This window comes from Petrimonas sp. (assembly GCF_963921705.1).
GTDB lineage: Bacteria > Bacteroidota > Bacteroidia > Bacteroidales > Dysgonomonadaceae > Petrimonas > Petrimonas sulfuriphila.
Genome location: NZ_OY997410.1, coordinates 2,962,216 through 2,980,615, shown reverse-complemented (window position 1 = coordinate 2,980,615; position 18,400 = coordinate 2,962,216). Strand labels below are relative to the sequence as shown.

General features: G+C 41.4%; 9 protein-coding genes and 1 pseudogene. 9 read left to right on the top strand and 1 reads right to left on the bottom strand.

The genetic code is table 11. The features are described from left to right. Positions 1 to 81: 81 nt before the first annotated feature. From AACM02_RS12500 to AACM02_RS12460, 9 genes and pseudogenes are all read left to right on the top strand, one after another. Positions 82 to 870 (top strand): annotated as a pseudogene (locus AACM02_RS12500) (DUF4886 domain-containing protein); the annotation flags it as partial. A 45-nt stretch (positions 871 to 915) separates the two neighbouring features. Next, a complete protein-coding gene (locus AACM02_RS12495; protein WP_286861168.1) occupies positions 916 to 1,983 on the top strand; it encodes a prolyl oligopeptidase family serine peptidase in 1,068 nt (355 codons plus the stop codon). A gap of 449 nt (positions 1,984 to 2,432) precedes the next feature. Continuing rightward, on the top strand, positions 2,433 to 3,725 hold the full coding sequence (locus AACM02_RS12490; protein ID WP_339117150.1) for a Gfo/Idh/MocA family oxidoreductase: 1,293 nt from the start codon (positions 2,433 to 2,435) through the stop codon (positions 3,723 to 3,725). 24 nt (positions 3,726 to 3,749) lie between these two features. Then, on the top strand, positions 3,750 to 3,959 hold the full coding sequence (locus AACM02_RS12485; RefSeq protein ID WP_286860748.1) for a hypothetical protein: 210 nt from the start codon (positions 3,750 to 3,752) through the stop codon (positions 3,957 to 3,959). 364 nt (positions 3,960 to 4,323) lie between these two features. Continuing rightward, complete coding sequence (locus AACM02_RS12480; protein WP_339117149.1) at positions 4,324 to 7,461, top strand: TonB-dependent receptor; 3,138 nt, start codon at positions 4,324 to 4,326, stop codon at positions 7,459 to 7,461. A gap of 10 nt (positions 7,462 to 7,471) precedes the next feature. Further along, on the top strand, positions 7,472 to 9,289 hold the full coding sequence (locus tag AACM02_RS12475) for a RagB/SusD family nutrient uptake outer membrane protein (RefSeq protein ID WP_286860743.1): 1,818 nt from the start codon (positions 7,472 to 7,474) through the stop codon (positions 9,287 to 9,289). A 58-nt stretch (positions 9,290 to 9,347) separates the two neighbouring features. After that, a complete protein-coding gene (locus AACM02_RS12470) occupies positions 9,348 to 9,944 on the top strand; it encodes a hypothetical protein (RefSeq protein WP_286860740.1) in 597 nt (198 codons plus the stop codon). Positions 9,945 to 10,509: 565 nt separating this feature from the next. Continuing rightward, positions 10,510 to 13,554 (top strand): TonB-dependent receptor, encoded by a 3,045-nt coding sequence (locus AACM02_RS12465; protein WP_339117148.1) that lies wholly within the window; start codon positions 10,510 to 10,512, stop codon positions 13,552 to 13,554. A gap of 20 nt (positions 13,555 to 13,574) precedes the next feature. Next, a complete protein-coding gene (locus AACM02_RS12460; protein WP_286855973.1) occupies positions 13,575 to 15,290 on the top strand; it encodes a RagB/SusD family nutrient uptake outer membrane protein in 1,716 nt (571 codons plus the stop codon). Positions 15,291 to 15,948: 658 nt separating this feature from the next. Here the strand turns inward: AACM02_RS12460 and AACM02_RS12455 are convergent. Then, positions 15,949 to 18,354 carry an alpha/beta fold hydrolase gene (locus tag AACM02_RS12455; protein ID WP_339117147.1) on the bottom strand — a complete coding sequence of 802 codons (2,406 nt, stop codon included), beginning with the start codon at positions 18,352 to 18,354 and terminating at the stop codon, positions 15,949 to 15,951. Between the last annotated feature and the right edge of the window lie 46 nt (positions 18,355 to 18,400).

Here is an 18,400-nt window from a genome sequence, read left to right as displayed (position 1 = left end):
TTGAAGTGAGTTGATTTTTGATAGCCTGTGGGCTTTTATCGTAACACAGGCGAAAGTATAATAAACAGATTATAATCCATAATGATGATGAACAAATTCACCCTGTTTTTTCTTGTGTTTGGTGTCTCAATTTTATCTGTTCATGCGAAACAGATAAAACTCCTTGCGATAGGAAACAGCTTCTCAGACGATGCAATTGAATATTATCTCTCCGGATTAGCTGAAGCAAATGGAGATACCATTATACTCGGAAACATGTACATTGGCGGGTGCTCTTTAGAAAAGCATTACAACAATTCTGTAAATAATTCCCCCGACTACTCATATCGAAAAATTGTTAACGGGGTTAAGACTACGACACCCGGTTACACGCTGATCGATGCTTTTGGAGATGAAGAGTGGGACTACATCTCCTTTCAACAAGTAAGTTCCCTTTCCGGACAATATGAGTCCTATTTCCCATACCTTGAAGAACTGATTAGTTTTGCAGAAAAATACTCCTCCAATCCGGATATGGAGCCCATTTTACACGCTACCTGGGCATATGCACAAACTTCTACACATGCGGGTTTTCAGAATTACAGCAACAATCAGGGTTCGATGTACAATGCCATTATTGATGCCTCTGGCCGTGCAGCACAAAAAACGGGAATCAAGATTATTATCCCGGCCGGTACGGCTATACAAAACGGTAGAACAAGTAGTCTGGGAGACACTTTTTGCAGAGATGGCTATCATCTGGAACTGAACTACGGAAGGTATACGGCTTCTTGTGCATGGTACGAGAAACTATTTAAAAAAACGGTTGTAGGAAACAGTTATGTGCCCTGTACGGTTACTCCCTTTCAGGCAAAGATAGCTCAGCTTTCCGCCCATTATGCTGTAGCCAATCCCGATAAAGTAACGCCTGTTGAGGTGAGTGAATATTCCTGGCGTACTATTGCTCCCTATTTCTATCCACCCAAAGAGTACGAGTATAGTTTCCACGGCTATCGCTCTCCCCTGCAGTTTTACGACGGTACTCTTGTAAAGGACAGAACAGATTGGAGAAAGAGGCGTGAAGAGATCCGTTCCCGCTGGATGGAGATGCTGGGAGAATGGCCGCCTATATTGGATCAACAGGAATTTAAAATTATCGACAAAGAGAAAAGAGAAGATTTTACACAATACAGAGTCCGGTTTTATTGGACACCCAATGAACAAACGGAAGGATATTTACTGATTCCTGATAAGAAAGGTCAAAAGCCTGCCGTGATATCTGTTTTCTATGAACCGGAAACAGCAGTGGGAATAGGAGGAAAACCTTATAGGGATTTTGCGTATCAATTGGTAAAAAAAGGATTTGTTACTCTCTCTCTAGGTACTTCTGAAACAACGAAAAACAAAACATATTCCATCTATTATCCAAATAGAGAGTCTGCAATCATACAACCTTTATCAGCATTGGCCTACGCTGCAGCAAATGCGCTGGAAGCACTAACAAAAGTAGAGGATGTAGATGCGGAACGGATAGGAATTGTCGGGCACTCATACGGAGGGAAGTGGGCTATGTTTGCCTCCTGTCTGTACGATAAGTTTGCTTGTGCAGCGTGGGTTGATCCCGGCATCGTTTTGGATGAGACCAAGGGTTCCGGGGTAAATTATTGGGAACCGTGGTATTTGGGTTATTATCAACCGCCTTGGAAACAAACATGGAGCAAGACAGGTGAAAATGGCCGGGGGGTGTATCCAAAGCTTAAAAAAGAAGAATACGACCTTCATGAACTACATGCCCTTATGGCTCCACGTCCTTTTCTTGTGTCTGGAGGATCGTCCGACCAGGTTGAACGTTGGATTCCCCTGAATCATACCGTTGCTGTTAATAAATTGTTGGGCTATACCCACCGGGTTGCTATGACCAACCGCCCTGAACATAGCCCAAATGCGGAATCAAATAAAGTGTTGTATGCTTTTTTTGAATGGTTTCTCGCACCAAACGAATAATCATTTATTGCTTTTCCAGCTATTTTTCCGTTTTTTGAGGAATAGTCTGCGGATTAATCTGATCTATCTTTTTCATTCCTTTTTTACTTTGCAATTTGTGACACTGGCTATTTGGGTAAAATGAAAAAGGAGATAAATACTTAATACCGGCTTCTCCTCTTCTTCTACTTTTTATTGTCCACAAGGGGAGCAATGTTTTTTAACTTTCAAATTTTGTTTAGAAATGACTAGATCGCTTTCCAGGTTAATGCAATGACATTGAAAAAACAGGAGAGTATAAAGTGCTGGTAATCAAGAGAAAATATGTTGGATAATAGCTAAATATACTATAGTAATAGAACGTTTAATGAGTTAGTATAACCAATTATATTTTAAAATATTTACATATGAATTCACTTTTAAAGTTTTGTTTGCTGTCTATTTCAATCTTTTCCGTTTCATGTACAAGCATGAAGCAGGATGAAATAAAAATGATCGAACTGAAAGAACCGAAACGTCTTGTCGGACAGGAAAATGTGCTGCAACTTGCTGTTGATCCGATTCCAACCGTCAGGATTGGCTTTATAGGAGTGGGTAACCGGGGAGGAGCAGCCCTTAGAAGATACATTCATATGGAAGGTGTTGAAATTAAGGCTATATGCGACCTGAAAGAGGAATTGGTAAAAAAAGGACAATCATATCTTCAGAACAACAACCTGCCCGCTGCAACGGAATATGTGGGAGAAGATGCATGGAAAGAGGTTTGTGAGCGTGACGACATTGATTTAATTTATGTATGCACAGATTGGTTATCTCATACCCCCATGGCCGTATATGCTATGGAAAAAGGAAAGCATGTTGCTATTGAAGTCCCGGCAGCGGTATCCATAGAAGAGTGCTGGCAATTAGTCGATACAGCAGAAAAAACAAGAAAGCACTGCATGATGTTAGAGAATTGCTGTTATGATTTCTTCGAACTAACTACTTTAAACATGGCTCAACAAGGAGTATTCGGAGAGCTTGTCCATGGTGAGGGCGCCTATATTCATGACCTCAGGTCCCAATTAAAAAATGTAGAGGGGTGGCGGGTAAAATTTTACGAAACCTATACGGGAAATCCTTATCCAACACATGGTTTCGGCCCCATATGCCAAACAATGAACATACACAGAGGAGACAAGATGGACTTTCTGACATCGGTCTCTTCCAATCAGTTTGGAATTTCCTCCTATTTAAAAGAATTGTACGGCGATGGATCTCCTGAATCCAAGATAAAACACACATTGGGTGATATGAATACGACCATTATCCGTACTGCAAAAGGAAAAACAATCATGGTACAGCATGATGTGACCAGTCCCCGCCCATACAGCCGTCTTCATACATTAAGTGGGACAAAAGGCTATGCACAAAAGTACCCCACACCTTTAATCGCCTTGGAACCAGATTCTCATCAATTCCTGACGGAAGAAAAGTTTAATGACCTGATGAGACAGTATGAGCACCCCTTCATAAAAGAAATCGGAGAGAAAGCTAAAAAAGTGGGCGGACATGGAGGAATGGACTACATGATGGATTATCGGTTGATTTATTGCTTAAGAAATGGTTTGCCTCTTGATATGGACGTATATGATGCCGCAGAATGGTCGTGTCTCGTAGAACTTACAAAAATATCCACAATTAATGGAGGGCAGCCGGTGAAAATTCCCGATTTCACCAGAGGAGATTGGAATAAGTTACAAGGATTGGAATTCTTTCAGTAAAAATAGTGTAAACCGGTAAAAAAAGTGGGCTTTCTATTGGTGTTGCGGGAATTCAACAAAAACGAAACAACCGAAATTGCCATATGGTTGCCCAAAGATGCCCGATTGGAGCTCACACCACTTTTGGGTGATGGCAAAAAAAGCAGGCAAACGGTAAAAGACAACGGCGGACTTTCTGTTAAATTACCCAAAGAAAATAGTTTTGTCTTATATAAGTATAACATAATTAATTAATTATTATATAATCAGTCGATGTGGTTGTAGACTTTTTTTGAATAAATATCAGTTGGTAAATAAAAACGTTTTTTGAAGATTTCTTTTCGCAAAAGCAGGAGATTTTACCTTTTAAAATATATTCCTTTATATTTAATAATTTTAATGTATCAAGTTTAAATCTGGCAATCTATATGCACCCGCTGCAAGCCCTTTTGTTTCACGGTTTTGTAGGATAGAAACTTGAGGCAATAGCGATGTATCAGGCACACCACCATTGATTTTTTTGCCACAATAAACCTGCTTTTCAGAAGAGGCATATCAAACATATGAAAATGTAATGTTGTAAAATTCTTAAATTTAAAAGCCTATCGCAGGCAGGCTGATGGAGCTTGCGAAAGTTGAAAAAAATGAAAAAAATATGGAATCTTTCAAATGTAAAAGTTTATTCTTCGCTTTTATGTGGATATTATCTTTTGGATTGTACTCACAAGTAAGCGTAAAAGGTAATGTTATGGATGAATCGAATGAGCCTGTTATAGGCGCGTCCATTCAGGTTAAAGGAACAGGAGAGGGCACGGTAACGGACTATGACGGAAATTTTTCGCTGACTGTTCCATCAAACGAAAGCACGTTGATTATCTCCTATGTCGGGATGAAAACTCAGGAAGTATCACCGGCTCCAAATTTGCGAATTGTACTTCAATCTGATACGGAATTGTTGGATGAACTGGTGGTTGTAGGATACGGTTCACAGAAAAAAGTAAATCTAACCGGTGCCGTTGCTGTTGTTGATGGACAGGCTATTGCGTCTAAGAACTCTACCGACGTGGTGAATGCAATGATGGGACAGATACCGGGGTTGCTTGTTTCGCGTAATAGCGGCGAGCCCGGTGCGGAAACGAGCGGTATACGCATACGCGGTTTTACGTCTGTGAACAATGCCCAGGCTCTCGTTCTGATCGATGGTGTGGAGGGATCGCTACAGACGTTAAATGCTGAAGATATTGAATCCATTTCAGTACTGAAAGACGCGGCTTCTGCTTCCATCTATGGATCACGTGCTGCTGCCGGTGTGATCCTGGTGACTACCAAAAAAGGCTCTGTTCAAAAAACAAAGATATCCTACAACGGTTCGTTTGGACTTAATGTGCCGGGTGCGATGCCAAGGCGTGTTCCGCCATGGGAAGACTACGAGTGGATCCATCAATCCTTGTATAACATTAACCCCGCCTTTGTTATAAACAGGGAGGCCATTGACTTCATAGCTAATCCCAATCAAAATTATCGTGTTATGGGAACACGTTGGGAAGAATATTACAACAATAACTGGATGCATTTGGGATTGAAAGAAAATACAACCCAGCAGAACCATTCAGTATCTGTAACCGGTGGAAACGACAGATCACGTTATTATGTTTCAGGTGGTTTCTATACAAAAAGTGGAATTCTTAGGTATGGACCCGATAGCAACAACCGCACTAATTTCCGTGCTTCGTTGAATACAGAAATCAACAAATATCTGGATTTCAATATGCAAGCTTCATACGAAGGAACCCTGAGGAAGCAAATTACACATTCAGGAGCGTCAGGTGTCTTGGCCCTTTTATACACCAAACCCGGTTATCATGGATTATTTCTTCCCGAAGAGGACACCTATCGCGAAACTGACCCGTATTCCAGTGGTGGTTCCGCTAACCCCATCCAGATCATGAAAGAGGGTGGAGAGATAAGAAATCAAAATTTCTATTTAACGGGGTTTGGTGGTTTTCGTGTCAAGAATGTGGTGAAAGACCTTACGCTCGACCTTAATTTTTCAAGAAGGTCTAGCTTTGAAGCGATGGAGGGAGATTATCGTTTCATTAAAGGCCATGGCAGAAATGGTGCTCCTCGACCTACAGATGTCAACAATCCACAAAGAGTGATCAAAAGAAAAGCTAACTCCTATCAGGATAAACTGGAAGCTTTATTGAATTATGATTGGAAATTAAACCAACACCAGGTTCACATATTGGGTGGAGCTTCGTACGAACAGTATCTTCGGGACTATATTTCTGCCGAAGCACGGAACGGAATTTCGAATGACTTCTTCAGTTTCAATTACTATGACAACAGTGTAGCCGCTAATTCTGTGTTGAGTGATGCCATACAGCCGTGGAAAATGGCTTCGTTGTTTGGACGCATAAATTACGATTTTGCAGGTCGCTATCTTTTCGAAGCCAATGTCCGCTACGATGGTAGCTCACGGTTGTCTTATGGTAACCGTTGGGGAGTATTTCCCTCGGCTTCTGTGGGGTGGCGCATCAGTGAAGAAGCGTTTTTTGAAGAGGCCCAAAGGGTTGTCAATAATCTCAAGTTACGTGCTTCATATGGAAATTTAGGTAACAGTACCGCGCTTAGCAGCGACTATTATCCATATTTGGATATGATTTCAAGGACAACATTCTGGAGTATGCCGGTTTATTACACGAATGCGTTGGCCTCGAAAAATCTGAAATGGGAAACCATTACATCTACAAATATTGGTGTGGATATGGGCTTTCTGAATAATCGGCTGAATTTTACCGGTGATTACTACTGGAAAAAGAATAATGATATGTTGGCGCGGCTGAAAACTGGAAATATTATCGGTGTTGGCTCTCTTCCCTTAGAAAATGTTGGCTCGTTGAAAACATGGGGTTGGGAATTGTCACTGCAATGGCGCGACCGCATCGGAGACCTTTCATATAACGCAGGTTTCCACATTGACGACAGTCAGAACAAGTTAGTCAAATACACCGGTAACAATGTAATAGGTGAAGGCTTGGTACAGTTTCTTGAAGGATATCCCATCAATACTATATGGGGATATCAGACGGACGGATTCTGGAGTAGCCGTGAAGAATATCTAGCTTACAAGGAAGCTAATCCAGGATACGAATCAATTGAGCAGGACGGTATGATTTCCGGCGGCGATGTTCGGTACCTGACACAGGGGAAAGCTGATCATAAAGTAGGCGTTGGTGCGGGCAGTCCGGAAGATTCGGGCGATTTAATCAATCTTGGCACTGAAACTCCGCGTTACCTATATGGTATTAACTTGGGGGTGGAATGGAGAAATTTCGACTTTTCCATGTTTTGGCAAGGTGTCGGGTATCGCAAATTCTTGATAGATAAAGCAAGGTTCGGACCTATGGTTAATACGGGTCAGACACCATTGACAATTCATCGCGATCATTGGAGAGAAGATAATCAGGATGCTTATTTTGCCCGGTTAACAGGTAATATGGCCTTCAACTATCACGTTAGCGACCGGTGGTTACAAAACGGAGCTTATCTCAGGCTAAAAAATATACAATTGGGTTATAAGGTTCCTATTCCAGAAAATATAATTTCATCATTGCGCATCTACGTGACAGGTGTTGATGTTTGGGAATACACCAAGGTATTTAAAGTATTCGATCCAGAAGCCCGAAATAACGTAAATTCATCATATTACCCATTTTTCCGTACCTGGACGTTGGGTGTTAATTTAACCATTTAAAAATTGAAATATGAAAAAGAGTCTATTTATTTTCACTATATTATGCATGACCATTGCTTGGGCAGGCTGCGATGAAATGTTGGACGTAACCTCCAAAACTGATTTTACGGATAATAATTTCTGGAAAACGGAAAACGATCTGAAAGCAGCCTGTAACCGTTTGTATCAACAGTTTGCTCCTTTAGAATATGATCTCCGCGCAGACGATCAGTTTGGCAGGTTCAATCCAAATGAAATCAGTAACGGCAGTTGGTCCATACCTGCCCAAAGTAATGCCGACTGGAGAGATCCATACGCATTCATTTTCACGGCAAACAATATCTTAGTAAAAGCAGAAAATGCTCCTTTCAATGAAAGTGCTCGCAACAGGTATCTTGGTGAAGCGCGTTTTTTTCGTGCATGGCATTATTTTGAACTGGTTAGCAAATACGGAGATGTGCCTTTGGTGTTGAAACCTTTCACAGGAACCACTGATCCTGAGTTGAAAATGGCTCGTACCCCGCGCGAGACTGTGATACAACAATGTTACGAGGACCTCGAATATGCCGCTGAATGGTTGCCCGGACGTGCAGCTATGGAGGCTGTAACCGATGAGTTCGATCGTCGTAGAGTCACTCGTTCATCGGCTTTGGCTTTGATGGTGCGCATAGGCTTACACGAAGGAACCATGCAGAAATACCACAATCTGAGCAACGAATCAGTATGGAAAGCTCATTTGCAGAAAAGTATTGATGCATACAACCTGTTGAAAGTTGAAGGACATCAACTTTACACAAACGGGGGGCCTTCAGTGTCATATCTGGCGCTATTCTTCGATGAGGTAAACAACAGCAATAAGGAGGTTATCTTTTCAAAAGCATATGGGCCTAATGGTATCACAGGTTCAAATGCCTCCCTCCATACCCGTTCTTACAGTTGTGACGTGAACTTCAATATCACACGTTCTATGGTGGATTACTATCTTTATGCCGACGGTTTACCACGCGAAAAATCACCATTGGTATTCACACCCGAATCATCATTCAATCACATATTGGGCTACGAATCAGATGGCATTACACCGATAGCAAACGGTATGGGCGCCCGTGATCCGCGTTTGCCAATGAGTGTCCTCTTATTTAACGATCCTCAACAAGATGAGAATGCAAAGATCTTGGATGTTTTGGTATCATACCGTCTAACAGGGCAAGGTGGTGTTTATTTACCGCTTAATGCATCGAAGCCTGTTGGTTATGTATGCAAAAAGGGTTTCTCCGGATCCCGTTGGAGCCAGGATTATACTGACCGCATTGTAATTCGCTGGGGAGAAATGCTGATTTCGTATGCTGAAGCGCTTTATGAAATCAATGGTGCCATCACCGACGCACAATTAAACGAAACGGTGAATGCGTTGCGCAACAGAGTCGGTTTTACAGTGCCGCTTACCAATTCATTTGCTGCCGCCAACGGATTGAACATGCTTGAGGAAATCCGCCGTGAACGAACTGTGGAACTGATGGCTGAAAATCGTCGTTACGCAGATATTATCCGATGGAAAATAGCCGAAACAGTATTGCCAAAAGCAATTGTTGGCGCTAAATTTAATGAAAACGAGGCATTTAATGGTATCTCACAGGCTGCCGATCCAACGTTTACCGATTTGTACACCGACGCATCTGGAAAGATAGCGGGAGTGCAGGAATACGCTTATCCGGAGGCAAATATCCGTATTGCAGAAAAAGCCAGTACACGACGCTTCGATCCAGTAAAAGATTATTTCTATCCGATACCCTCTTACGAGATTGCCCAATCCGACGGAAACATCACTCAAAATCCGGGATGGCATTAATCATAAGAAGAATGTAAACTATAATAAAAACAATTCAATGAAAAAGATAATAAAATTTATGGTTATAGCAGCTGTTCTATGTTGTTTGTCGAGCTGCGAAGTACATGAGATTTGGGGAGACGGACGTCCCGATTTGGAACACGTTTATGTTTTATTACTGGATCAGCCGGATAATCAAGTTGATTGGCTGTCGTATGAAGTAGCACAAAACGGCGATGCAAGATGGCGATACGGTGCCAGCGCTACAAGTGGTACATGGATGGCTTCCAGCGAACAGTGGGTAGCCAGCATTCCGTTCAGTTTCAGGAGCGAACGGGTACGCAGCTACGATGTTGTGAGTTTTATCTGGTTGGAAAGCGCACTGACTGCTGGTACTGATTACGTTGTAACCCGGGAAGACGGCACGGTCATCACTCCCGATGCCAACGGTGGATATCCTCTCATTTGGCCCCAGGCAAAAAAGGCTGTCCAAAGTATCAAAATTAAACGCATGCAAGGATCTCCAAACGGTACTGTAAGAGTCCAGACGTTTAATCCTGCAAAAGGTGTACCTGTGATTAGTGACATGGCCTCTCTAGTTAACAACAAGACAGCCGAATATGAAGTACGCTGTGCGACCCTCGACGTCAATAAAGTCATGGTTACTTTTAATTAGTCAAATTTTATCGCATCAGATGGACTAATCTGTCTGATGCGTTTTCTGAAAATTTTCAAGTATGCACATGTTTGGTCAAGTTCCTTTTTGTTCAGATAAATTAAGAGAAGCAAAGAGCTTGAACTTGACCTTTAATAAAGCAATCTGTTTTTTCAATCGTGAAAAAATTATGTGTTTTTATTAGTATTGTTTATCGAATCGGTTTTTTTAGCTATCCCGAATAACAAAGATTCAATATTTACGTAGTCAGTTATAAAGAACCAAAAGTGCAGATCAATACCATAACAGTATGCGCCATAAACAAGTATTTTTAATTAAGTTATCCGGTATCTGTCGTATTCTCATTATGAAAGTCATCTGTTTCACGATCTTTGTGGGGGGCAAATTTGTGGCGGTAGTCTTGGATCAATCAGGAAACACAAGTTGATGGTTTTTGTTAATAACCAGTTTTTTCTGAAAATGCATGCTAAGTATATGTAAATGAAAATGTTGTAAAATTCTTAAATTTAAAAGCCTATCGCAGGCAGGCTGATGGAGCTTGCGGAAGTAGAAAAAATGAAATAATATGGAATCTTTCAAATGTAAAAGTTTATTCTTCGCTTTTATGTGGATATTATCTTTTGGATTGTACTCACAAGTAAGCGTAAAAGGTAATGTTGTGGATGAATCGAATGAGCCTGTTATAGGCGCGTCCATTCAGGTTAAAGGAACAGGAGAGGGCACGGTAACGGACTATGACGGAAATTTTTCGCTGACTGTACCTTCAAACGAAAGTACGTTGATTATCTCTTATGTAGGGATGAAAACTCAGGAAGTTTCACCCGCTCCAAACTTACGGGTAATTCTTCAAACAGATACAGAATTGTTGGATGAATTGGTGGTTGTGGGATACGGTACAATGCGAAAAAAAGACTTAACAGGTGCAGTTTCCAGAGTTACAGTTGATGATAAAAGTCTTCAGGCAAACGTGAATCTCTCACAGGTTTTGTCAGGAGTAGCAGGTATTAATATTCAACAAAGGGGAGGTGCTACAGGTGAATCTTCTATATCAATACGTGGTCAGAACACCTTGTCAACCTCTTCTTCTCCATTGATTGTGGTCGATGGTATTATTTACGATGGTTCCATATCCAATTTTAATATAAACGACATTGAAACCATTGATGTCTTGAAAGATGCCAGTGCCGCAGCTGTTTATGGATCCAGGTCGAAAAACGGAGTCATCCTGATTACTACAAAGAAAGGAAAAAATGAAAAACCGCAGGTTTCAGTAGATGCTTATTATGGTTTTCAAGATATGACTAATACCCCTATGCGGGTAATGAACGGAGAGGAATTTGCTATTCGAATGGTGGATTGGCAATGGCAAAGCGATGTTTACAAATGGTATGCTACAAAGCCCACTTCTGCTGCAGGCCGTCCCGCGCGCCCGGATATTACCAATCGTCAATTGGTTGCGACCTATTTGAAAACCCCGGAAGAGCAAAACAATTATTTAAATGGAGAACCTATTGACTGGGTTAAAGAAGTGACTCAAATTGCTCCGATGCAGAATTTCAATATCGGTTTAAACGGAGGATCAGAAAATTCAAAATATTATTTATCGGCATCCTATTCGGATATTGAAGGTATACAATTAAACGACAATTTTAAAAGGTTTACATTGCGGAGTAATTTAGAAAGTAAAGTTAATAATTGGCTTACAATCAGTACAAACCTTACCTATACATTAACCGATCAATCCGGAGAGCAGGCCAATATACATTATGCTAGGGTAGCAACTCCCTGGGCAGATAATCATATTGGAAAAGATGACTACGATATATACCTGACCAATGAGTTGTTTCAGCCTTATCCATTGGTTTTTACTTACGCGGATAATTCGAATCTGAATCATACATTTTTCGGAATAGGCCGTGCAGTTGTTGATTTTCCGTTCTTAAAAGGATTGAAATTTGAATTTGATATTTCAGACAGGTATAATACTGCTGGAAACTATACCTATTGGAATTCCAGAACACCCGGAGGAATGGCATACGGGGGACGTGCTACGAAAGTTCATACTGAATCCAATAAATGGTTAATGAATAATATTCTTAGCTATACAGAGACTTTTGGCAACCACTCCATATACGGTACGTTATTGTACAGTCTTGATAAGCTTTCAGGGAATGCTTCTACCTTGCGTGCAGACGGTTTTGATAACGAAACCCTGGGATACAATAACATGGGCCTGGGTCTTACACCGTATGTAGCTAGCTCTGCCTATGAAGAGTCTAATATTGCCTATATGGCCAGGATTAATTATACTTATTTACAACGCTATCTATTTACAGGAACAGTTCGTCGGGATGGTTTTTCCGGATTTGGAAAAGATCACAAGTGGGCTACGTTTCCGTCGCTTTCATTTGGCTGGGTGCTTACAGAAGAGCCTTTTATGAATAATCCTGCATTCTACCTGAAAACGAGGTTTTCATATGGTGTCAACGGTAATCAGGGTAGTGGCCGGTACGCCAGTCTAGCTACAATGAGCAATCTGGGATATGTATACGGTGGGGACTATGCTGTTGGCTTATATCCAAATACACTCGGAAATTCAGAGTTAGCCTGGGAAAGGACGACTTCCAATAACGTTGGAGTAGATTTTAGTTTCCTAAACGACCGTCTTTCAGGATCGATAGATGCCTATTTATCCAATACAGACGATGTGTTGGTGAGAAGGCAGTTGCCGGCTACATCGGGTTATGCCAATGTATGGGATAATGTTGCAGAACTTCAAACAAAAGGTATCGATTTGGAAATAAGGTCATTAAATGTTAACCGTAAGGACTTCACTTGGAACACTAAATTCACTTTTGGGCTTGATAGGGATAAAATAACCAAACTTTACGGGGGAGAGAGTGATGCGGATGTAGCTAACGGATGGTTTGTAGGTAAGCCCATTCAGGCAATTTACGATTACCAAATTGAAAAAGTATGGACGGAAGAAGAGTTTTTTGCTGGTGAAGTATATCCTGGATGGTATCCAGGACAGTTTAAGTTAGCTGATTTAGATGGTAGTAATTCGATTGATGCCGTGAATGATCGAAGCATCATCGGTTATAAATCTCCGTCGTATCGTTTCGGTATTGAAAATGTACTGCGGTATAAAGATTTCACTTTTTCCTTCTTTATCAACTCTATACAAGGGGGCAAAAATAGATTCATGGCCAATAACAGTGATAATGTCAACCCGTTGATCTATTACCCTGAAAGACAAAATGTCTCAGCAGTTAATCCGTATTGGAGTCCTGAAGCTCCTACTACAAATACAACGGGTATCTACAATAATCCGCCGATTTGGAGTGGAATTTATCAGAACAGGAGTTTTATACGACTTCAGGATGTTTCTCTTGCATACAGCTTTCCAAAGCAATTATTAGATAGAATAAACATTAATTCCTGTCAAATTTATTTGTCTAGCAAAAATCCTTATGTATGGACAAAATGGCAAGGCTGGGATCCTGAGATCGGGACTACGGGAAGTGATAGCAAAACTGGTTACAGCTCAACGTCTACCTTCCCAACGCTGACCCGGAATGTTATTTTGGGTTTAAGATTTAGCTTTTAATCATTAAAATTTTGACAATTATGAGAACTTCGATTATAAAAAAACTAGTAATTGGATTTGTATTTTTTTCGGCAGTTTTATCTTCATGCAGTGAGGCATTCTTGGACGAAAAACCTCTCGATTTTTTATCGCCGGAAAATGCATATACTACCGAAACGGGTATAGAGCAGGGGATTACTGCTATTCAAAATAGAATCAGATTTGTATATTACACCTATGGCTCTTTTGGTACAATGAATTGGGCAACACATGGATCAGATGTTGGATTCAATGGTGAAACACCAGACCGTGGAAGCCGGTATCTGAATTCGTACCGGGATTTAACCCCCACATTTACACCGGTAGTCGATCATTGGGTGAGGGGATTTGAAATTATTCAATGGGCCAACGTATTGATTGACGGTATAAAAAAGGCTGATGCGACAATATTCACCCAGGGAGAAGCCGGGAAAAATGCTTATCTTGCCGAAGCTCGTTTTTTCCGTGCATTTATATATCGCCACTTAGTTTCAACTTATGGAGACATTCCATTACTGGATGAACCGACAACCAAGGCAAAAACAGATTATGTAAGAGCCCCTGTCGCTGAAATTCACAAATTTATGGAAGAAGATTTCAAATTTGCTGCTGCAAATCTTCCTAAACCGGGAGAAGAGAGTGCACCCGGAAGAGTTACCCAAGGTCCTGCATGGCACTATTTAGCTGAAACCTATCTAGAGATGGGAAATGCACAAGAAGCTGTTACGGCAGCAAGCCATGCAGTGAATGATTATGATTATGCCTTAATGACTGAGCGATTCGGAAACAGGTTGGGTACAGATATTCTGGGTTCAGGTGATGCGTATTTTGATCTGTTTGGATATACTAACCATAACCTGCCTAACAATACTGAATCTATGTGGGTGATTCAAGTAGAGAGAGGAACGTCGGACGAAACTACAATCAATTCTGCATATATTTATGGGCCACGTTATTTTGATATAGCCCTAACCCCTGACGGAAAAAAAGCAACACTTGGAACTTTTTATGGCGGGAAGTATACCGGAATCTCCGATACACTTAGCCGCCCTTGCGCCAACGGACGAGGAACCAATCTGGTTCATTATTACATATGGAAGGACAATTGGGATAATGATATCCGAAACGCTGAACACAATCTCAGGAGGAATTATTATTACGACAATCCCGAATCGGCCTATGATGGACATAAGATTGATTTCAAACTCTATGAAGGAACACCGTATCCCCGAACCAATCCGTTAGATGATACAATACGACTGATGTTCCCTACATTTATGAAATTTCATGATCCCTGTAATTATACGGTGCAGTTACCCAGAGCAGGTTCCGGTAATACTCATAAAGACTGGTATGCGTTACGTTTTGCGGAAACATTACTGTTGCGGGCCGAAGCCTATTTGGGAATTAATCGTCCGGATTTAGCTGCTGCAGACGTGAATGTAGTAAGAGCAAGGGCTAATGCCAAGCCCGTATCAGCAAGTACTATTGATATAGACTACATTTTGGATGAACGTGCCAGAGAACTTTATGGTGAAGAATGGCGCCTTATTGCTTTGCGTCGTACCGGTAAGCTCATTGAGAGGGTACGGAAATACAACGATAATCCATTATGCCCGGGTGCACATATCGAGGAGCATAATTTCCGTTGGCCAATTCCTCAAACACAGATTGATTTGAATATTGATGCGGAATTTCCGCAAAATCCGGGATATTAAGACTTAGTTTTCGTCGTCAGAGTATTTTGGAGATAAAAAAACGATCAGGGGTAATCCCCTGATCGTTTTTTTATGGGGTCACTTGCCCATTATTTCTCTAACTTGTCTCATTCAATTTAGGACGGCCTTAAATATCAGACTATCAGCACACATTTAATTTATTTTGCTAAATTTACCGCGTTAAGGGTGTTTCTAGTATGAAAATAAGAGTCGTGACAACAGCTTCAAATGCGAGGGACGTTCAGGTTGTGCGATACCATAATAACAGAAGAGTACTGAGAGGTTCAGTCCATTTGTTTTTTTGAAACATCACTACATTTGCTTCGTGACTTTCGAGGAAGCTGCGTTGTGAATGAGTGAATTCTACAGGTACATCAAGGTCCCGACAACTACAGATTTTGGTAGGTTTAAAGAGTAATCGTTCAACAGATTGCGTCAATTGGATAAAAATATCGCCCATTTCGTTTTAAAACGGACAAAGCCAAATGCTAAGGGAAAATAGCTTCCCAAAGGCTATAAACACTTTAAGCAAAAAAAAGTACTTGATTTCTCGGTGAATAGAGAGAAAAGAAATATCTGCTATCAAGACTAATTTTCGAAGACATTTGTGTCAGGTATACCCTCAGTTATTAGGTATAAATTCCCATTTACAACTAACTTATTTTAAATATTTGTCGATAAATCGGTACGCATCTTCCCTTATATCAGAGGGAAAATCGTGACTTGCTTGAGGGTAAACGATTTTTAAATGATCCTCACTATCCAAAAAACGATAAACCTCCCTGACGTGACTGATGCCTTTTCTGACGCCTTCAATAGAAAAATTGAGGTCAGATACAGGAGAATTTGAATAAAAAGGCCTGGGGGCAAGTGATGCAATGATTTCATCGAAATCAAAAGGGATTTTTTCAACATCCAGATTGTATTTATCCCTTATAAAGGGCATATATCGCTCTTGAGCCCACGGACCCAGACGGCCACCGTATCCGACAGTTACTTGTTCACCGGGGTGGTAGTAGTCCATCAATGTCCATCCACAACTGGAGACGATTACTTTTATCCGGGGATCAAAGGCAGCAACAAACAGGGCATTATGACCACCCAGTGAGTGGCCTATAACCCCAATTCTCTTCTTGTCAACGTAAGGCAGGCTTTGCAGTATATCGACACAAGAGATATGGTTGAAGATCCCTTTCATTGTTCCCGAATCATAGCGGTCATTAGCAAAGTCGTAATTTTCCAGCTCACCCATACTCGGATAGTCTGGTGAAATAACTACATATCCTCTTTCTGCAAGCTCCTTGGCGTAAGCCCTGTTTTTAATACTGGTAACGCCATCTATTATCTTCTTGCCTTCAATGCCGGTTCCGTGAAGAGCAAGCATAGCAGGAGATAACATCGATTTATTTTTTGGCCGGTAGAGATAGGCGAACACTTTTTCAGAGGGTGCTGCCTCAAAGTTGATACTATAACGTACATATTTTTCATACACAGCAGAGTCAGTATAGACCACATGCAATTTTTTCTTCTGCCGTGGCGGGACTTTTCCCATGACAAGTTGCATATTGTTTAGTACCTCCTCTCTTTTTTTCTCCCATTCTTTTTTATTTGTGACAGGAAAAATTTGTCCGCTACGATCTTTGTAGGTCAACAACTCCCGGGGTCGGTTGGCTCTGTTTCGGTCTAAAAGCCGCTTAATCTTCGTCAGGATCAACTTTTCCGATTCTGCGGTTACAGGACTGGATTCAATCTCATACCCTCCTTCAGCGTAGGCTGCCTCCGTTCCGATATAAAATGGGCCGTAATCACCGTAAGCTGCCATCGCAACAAAATGATCCGGCGCCATCTTTTTGGCTGCCAGCTGATACTCCACAAAGAGTTCACCCGGCATAAAGAGCAAACGGGCGTTATGAATACGCAAACAGGCGATTTCTATCCCCTTTCCTGCAACCCTCCTTTTATACCATCCCAAACGCCCCATATTGTTGGCAAGCAAACGGCTATCCATTTGATTCATGGTCGTCTCTATCTCTTTGATTTTATCCCGATAGGGTAGCAACAGGTTTTCGGTATCCCAACCCAGATCTTCTGATTGAACACTGAACTTTTGGGTATTATTCCACGCGCGCTCCATGCCGTCTGCCATTCTCTTTGCGAGGATGAAACGGGTTTCATGGCTGCCATCGTTATACTTTCCAGCTGCAACATTACCTCCAGCCCCGTTGAAATGAACATGCAAGGCATCCGGTACAGCCAATTGACGCAAAAAACGGGCAATACCGGGAAAATCAGGGTTGGTTGTTTTGGTCAGGTAGTAACTCTGCGGATGGGTTGCATAAAAACTCAATACAGCCAGCGGAGTATTCTCATTCCAGAAACTTACAAGCGACACATCCGGATCTATTAATCCCTCTGGCATGGAACGGAGGAGAGAATCCTTACTCGAAGAGCCACGCATCGTAACAATCCGTCCCTCTTTTTTGTAAACTCTTCTGTTTGAAGCTACCTGATGTATCTCCGCACTACCGATACCTATCTCTGTCACCTCCTTCACGTCTTTGAGTGATAAACGGATTGATGACTGAAGCCTTTGAATCAACTCCCTTGCAAAAGTGCCGTCAAAACAGCCTGCTGGAATGTTGTTTTCTTTTAAAATTTTTTCTGCAGTGAAATCACAGATGGGAGCATCGTGCTGATGAACTGTATGTACCACCACCCGGTTAGGAATAGTACCCGCAGCTTCGGCCATGGCTTCCTTGAAGGCATCCTGTGACTCGTTAGCAATACCTATCCAGTCAACAGAACACAACACGATAGGATCACCTTCGCCAGATAAAACAATGCCCTTTGCCCTCAATGTTTGTTCTCCGGAGTTTATCATCGGATCGTAAGTGAGTCTGCTCCCTATAGGTGGAGTAGCATCCACATCAAAAGTAGCAATCCTTATTCCTCGTTTCTCCTGGGGATCAACATTTGAAGTCTTTGAAAATGTTGATCCCGCAATACAAAGAAGAAGAAAAACAAATTGCATTCTCATTACTTTCAGCCGTTTGTTGTTAATCATCCCATCTTTTTTTTATAAATTCAACTTCTGTGAGTTTCCTCAGCCT

Coding starts and splice junctions, on each gene's coding strand:
- AACM02_RS12475 (WP_286860743.1), top strand. CDS start 7,472: ATGAAAAAGAGTCTATTTATTTTCACTATATTATGCATGACCATTGCT.
- AACM02_RS12465 (WP_339117148.1), top strand. CDS start 10,510: ATGGAATCTTTCAAATGTAAAAGTTTATTCTTCGCTTTTATGTGGATA.
- AACM02_RS12490 (WP_339117150.1), top strand. CDS start 2,433: ATGAAGCAGGATGAAATAAAAATGATCGAACTGAAAGAACCGAAACGT.
- AACM02_RS12470 (WP_286860740.1), top strand. CDS start 9,348: ATGGTTATAGCAGCTGTTCTATGTTGTTTGTCGAGCTGCGAAGTACAT.
- AACM02_RS12455 (WP_339117147.1), bottom strand. CDS start 18,354: ATGATTAACAACAAACGGCTGAAAGTAATGAGAATGCAATTTGTTTTT.
- AACM02_RS12460 (WP_286855973.1), top strand. CDS start 13,575: ATGAGAACTTCGATTATAAAAAAACTAGTAATTGGATTTGTATTTTTT.
- AACM02_RS12480 (WP_339117149.1), top strand. CDS start 4,324: ATGGAGCTTGCGAAAGTTGAAAAAAATGAAAAAAATATGGAATCTTTC.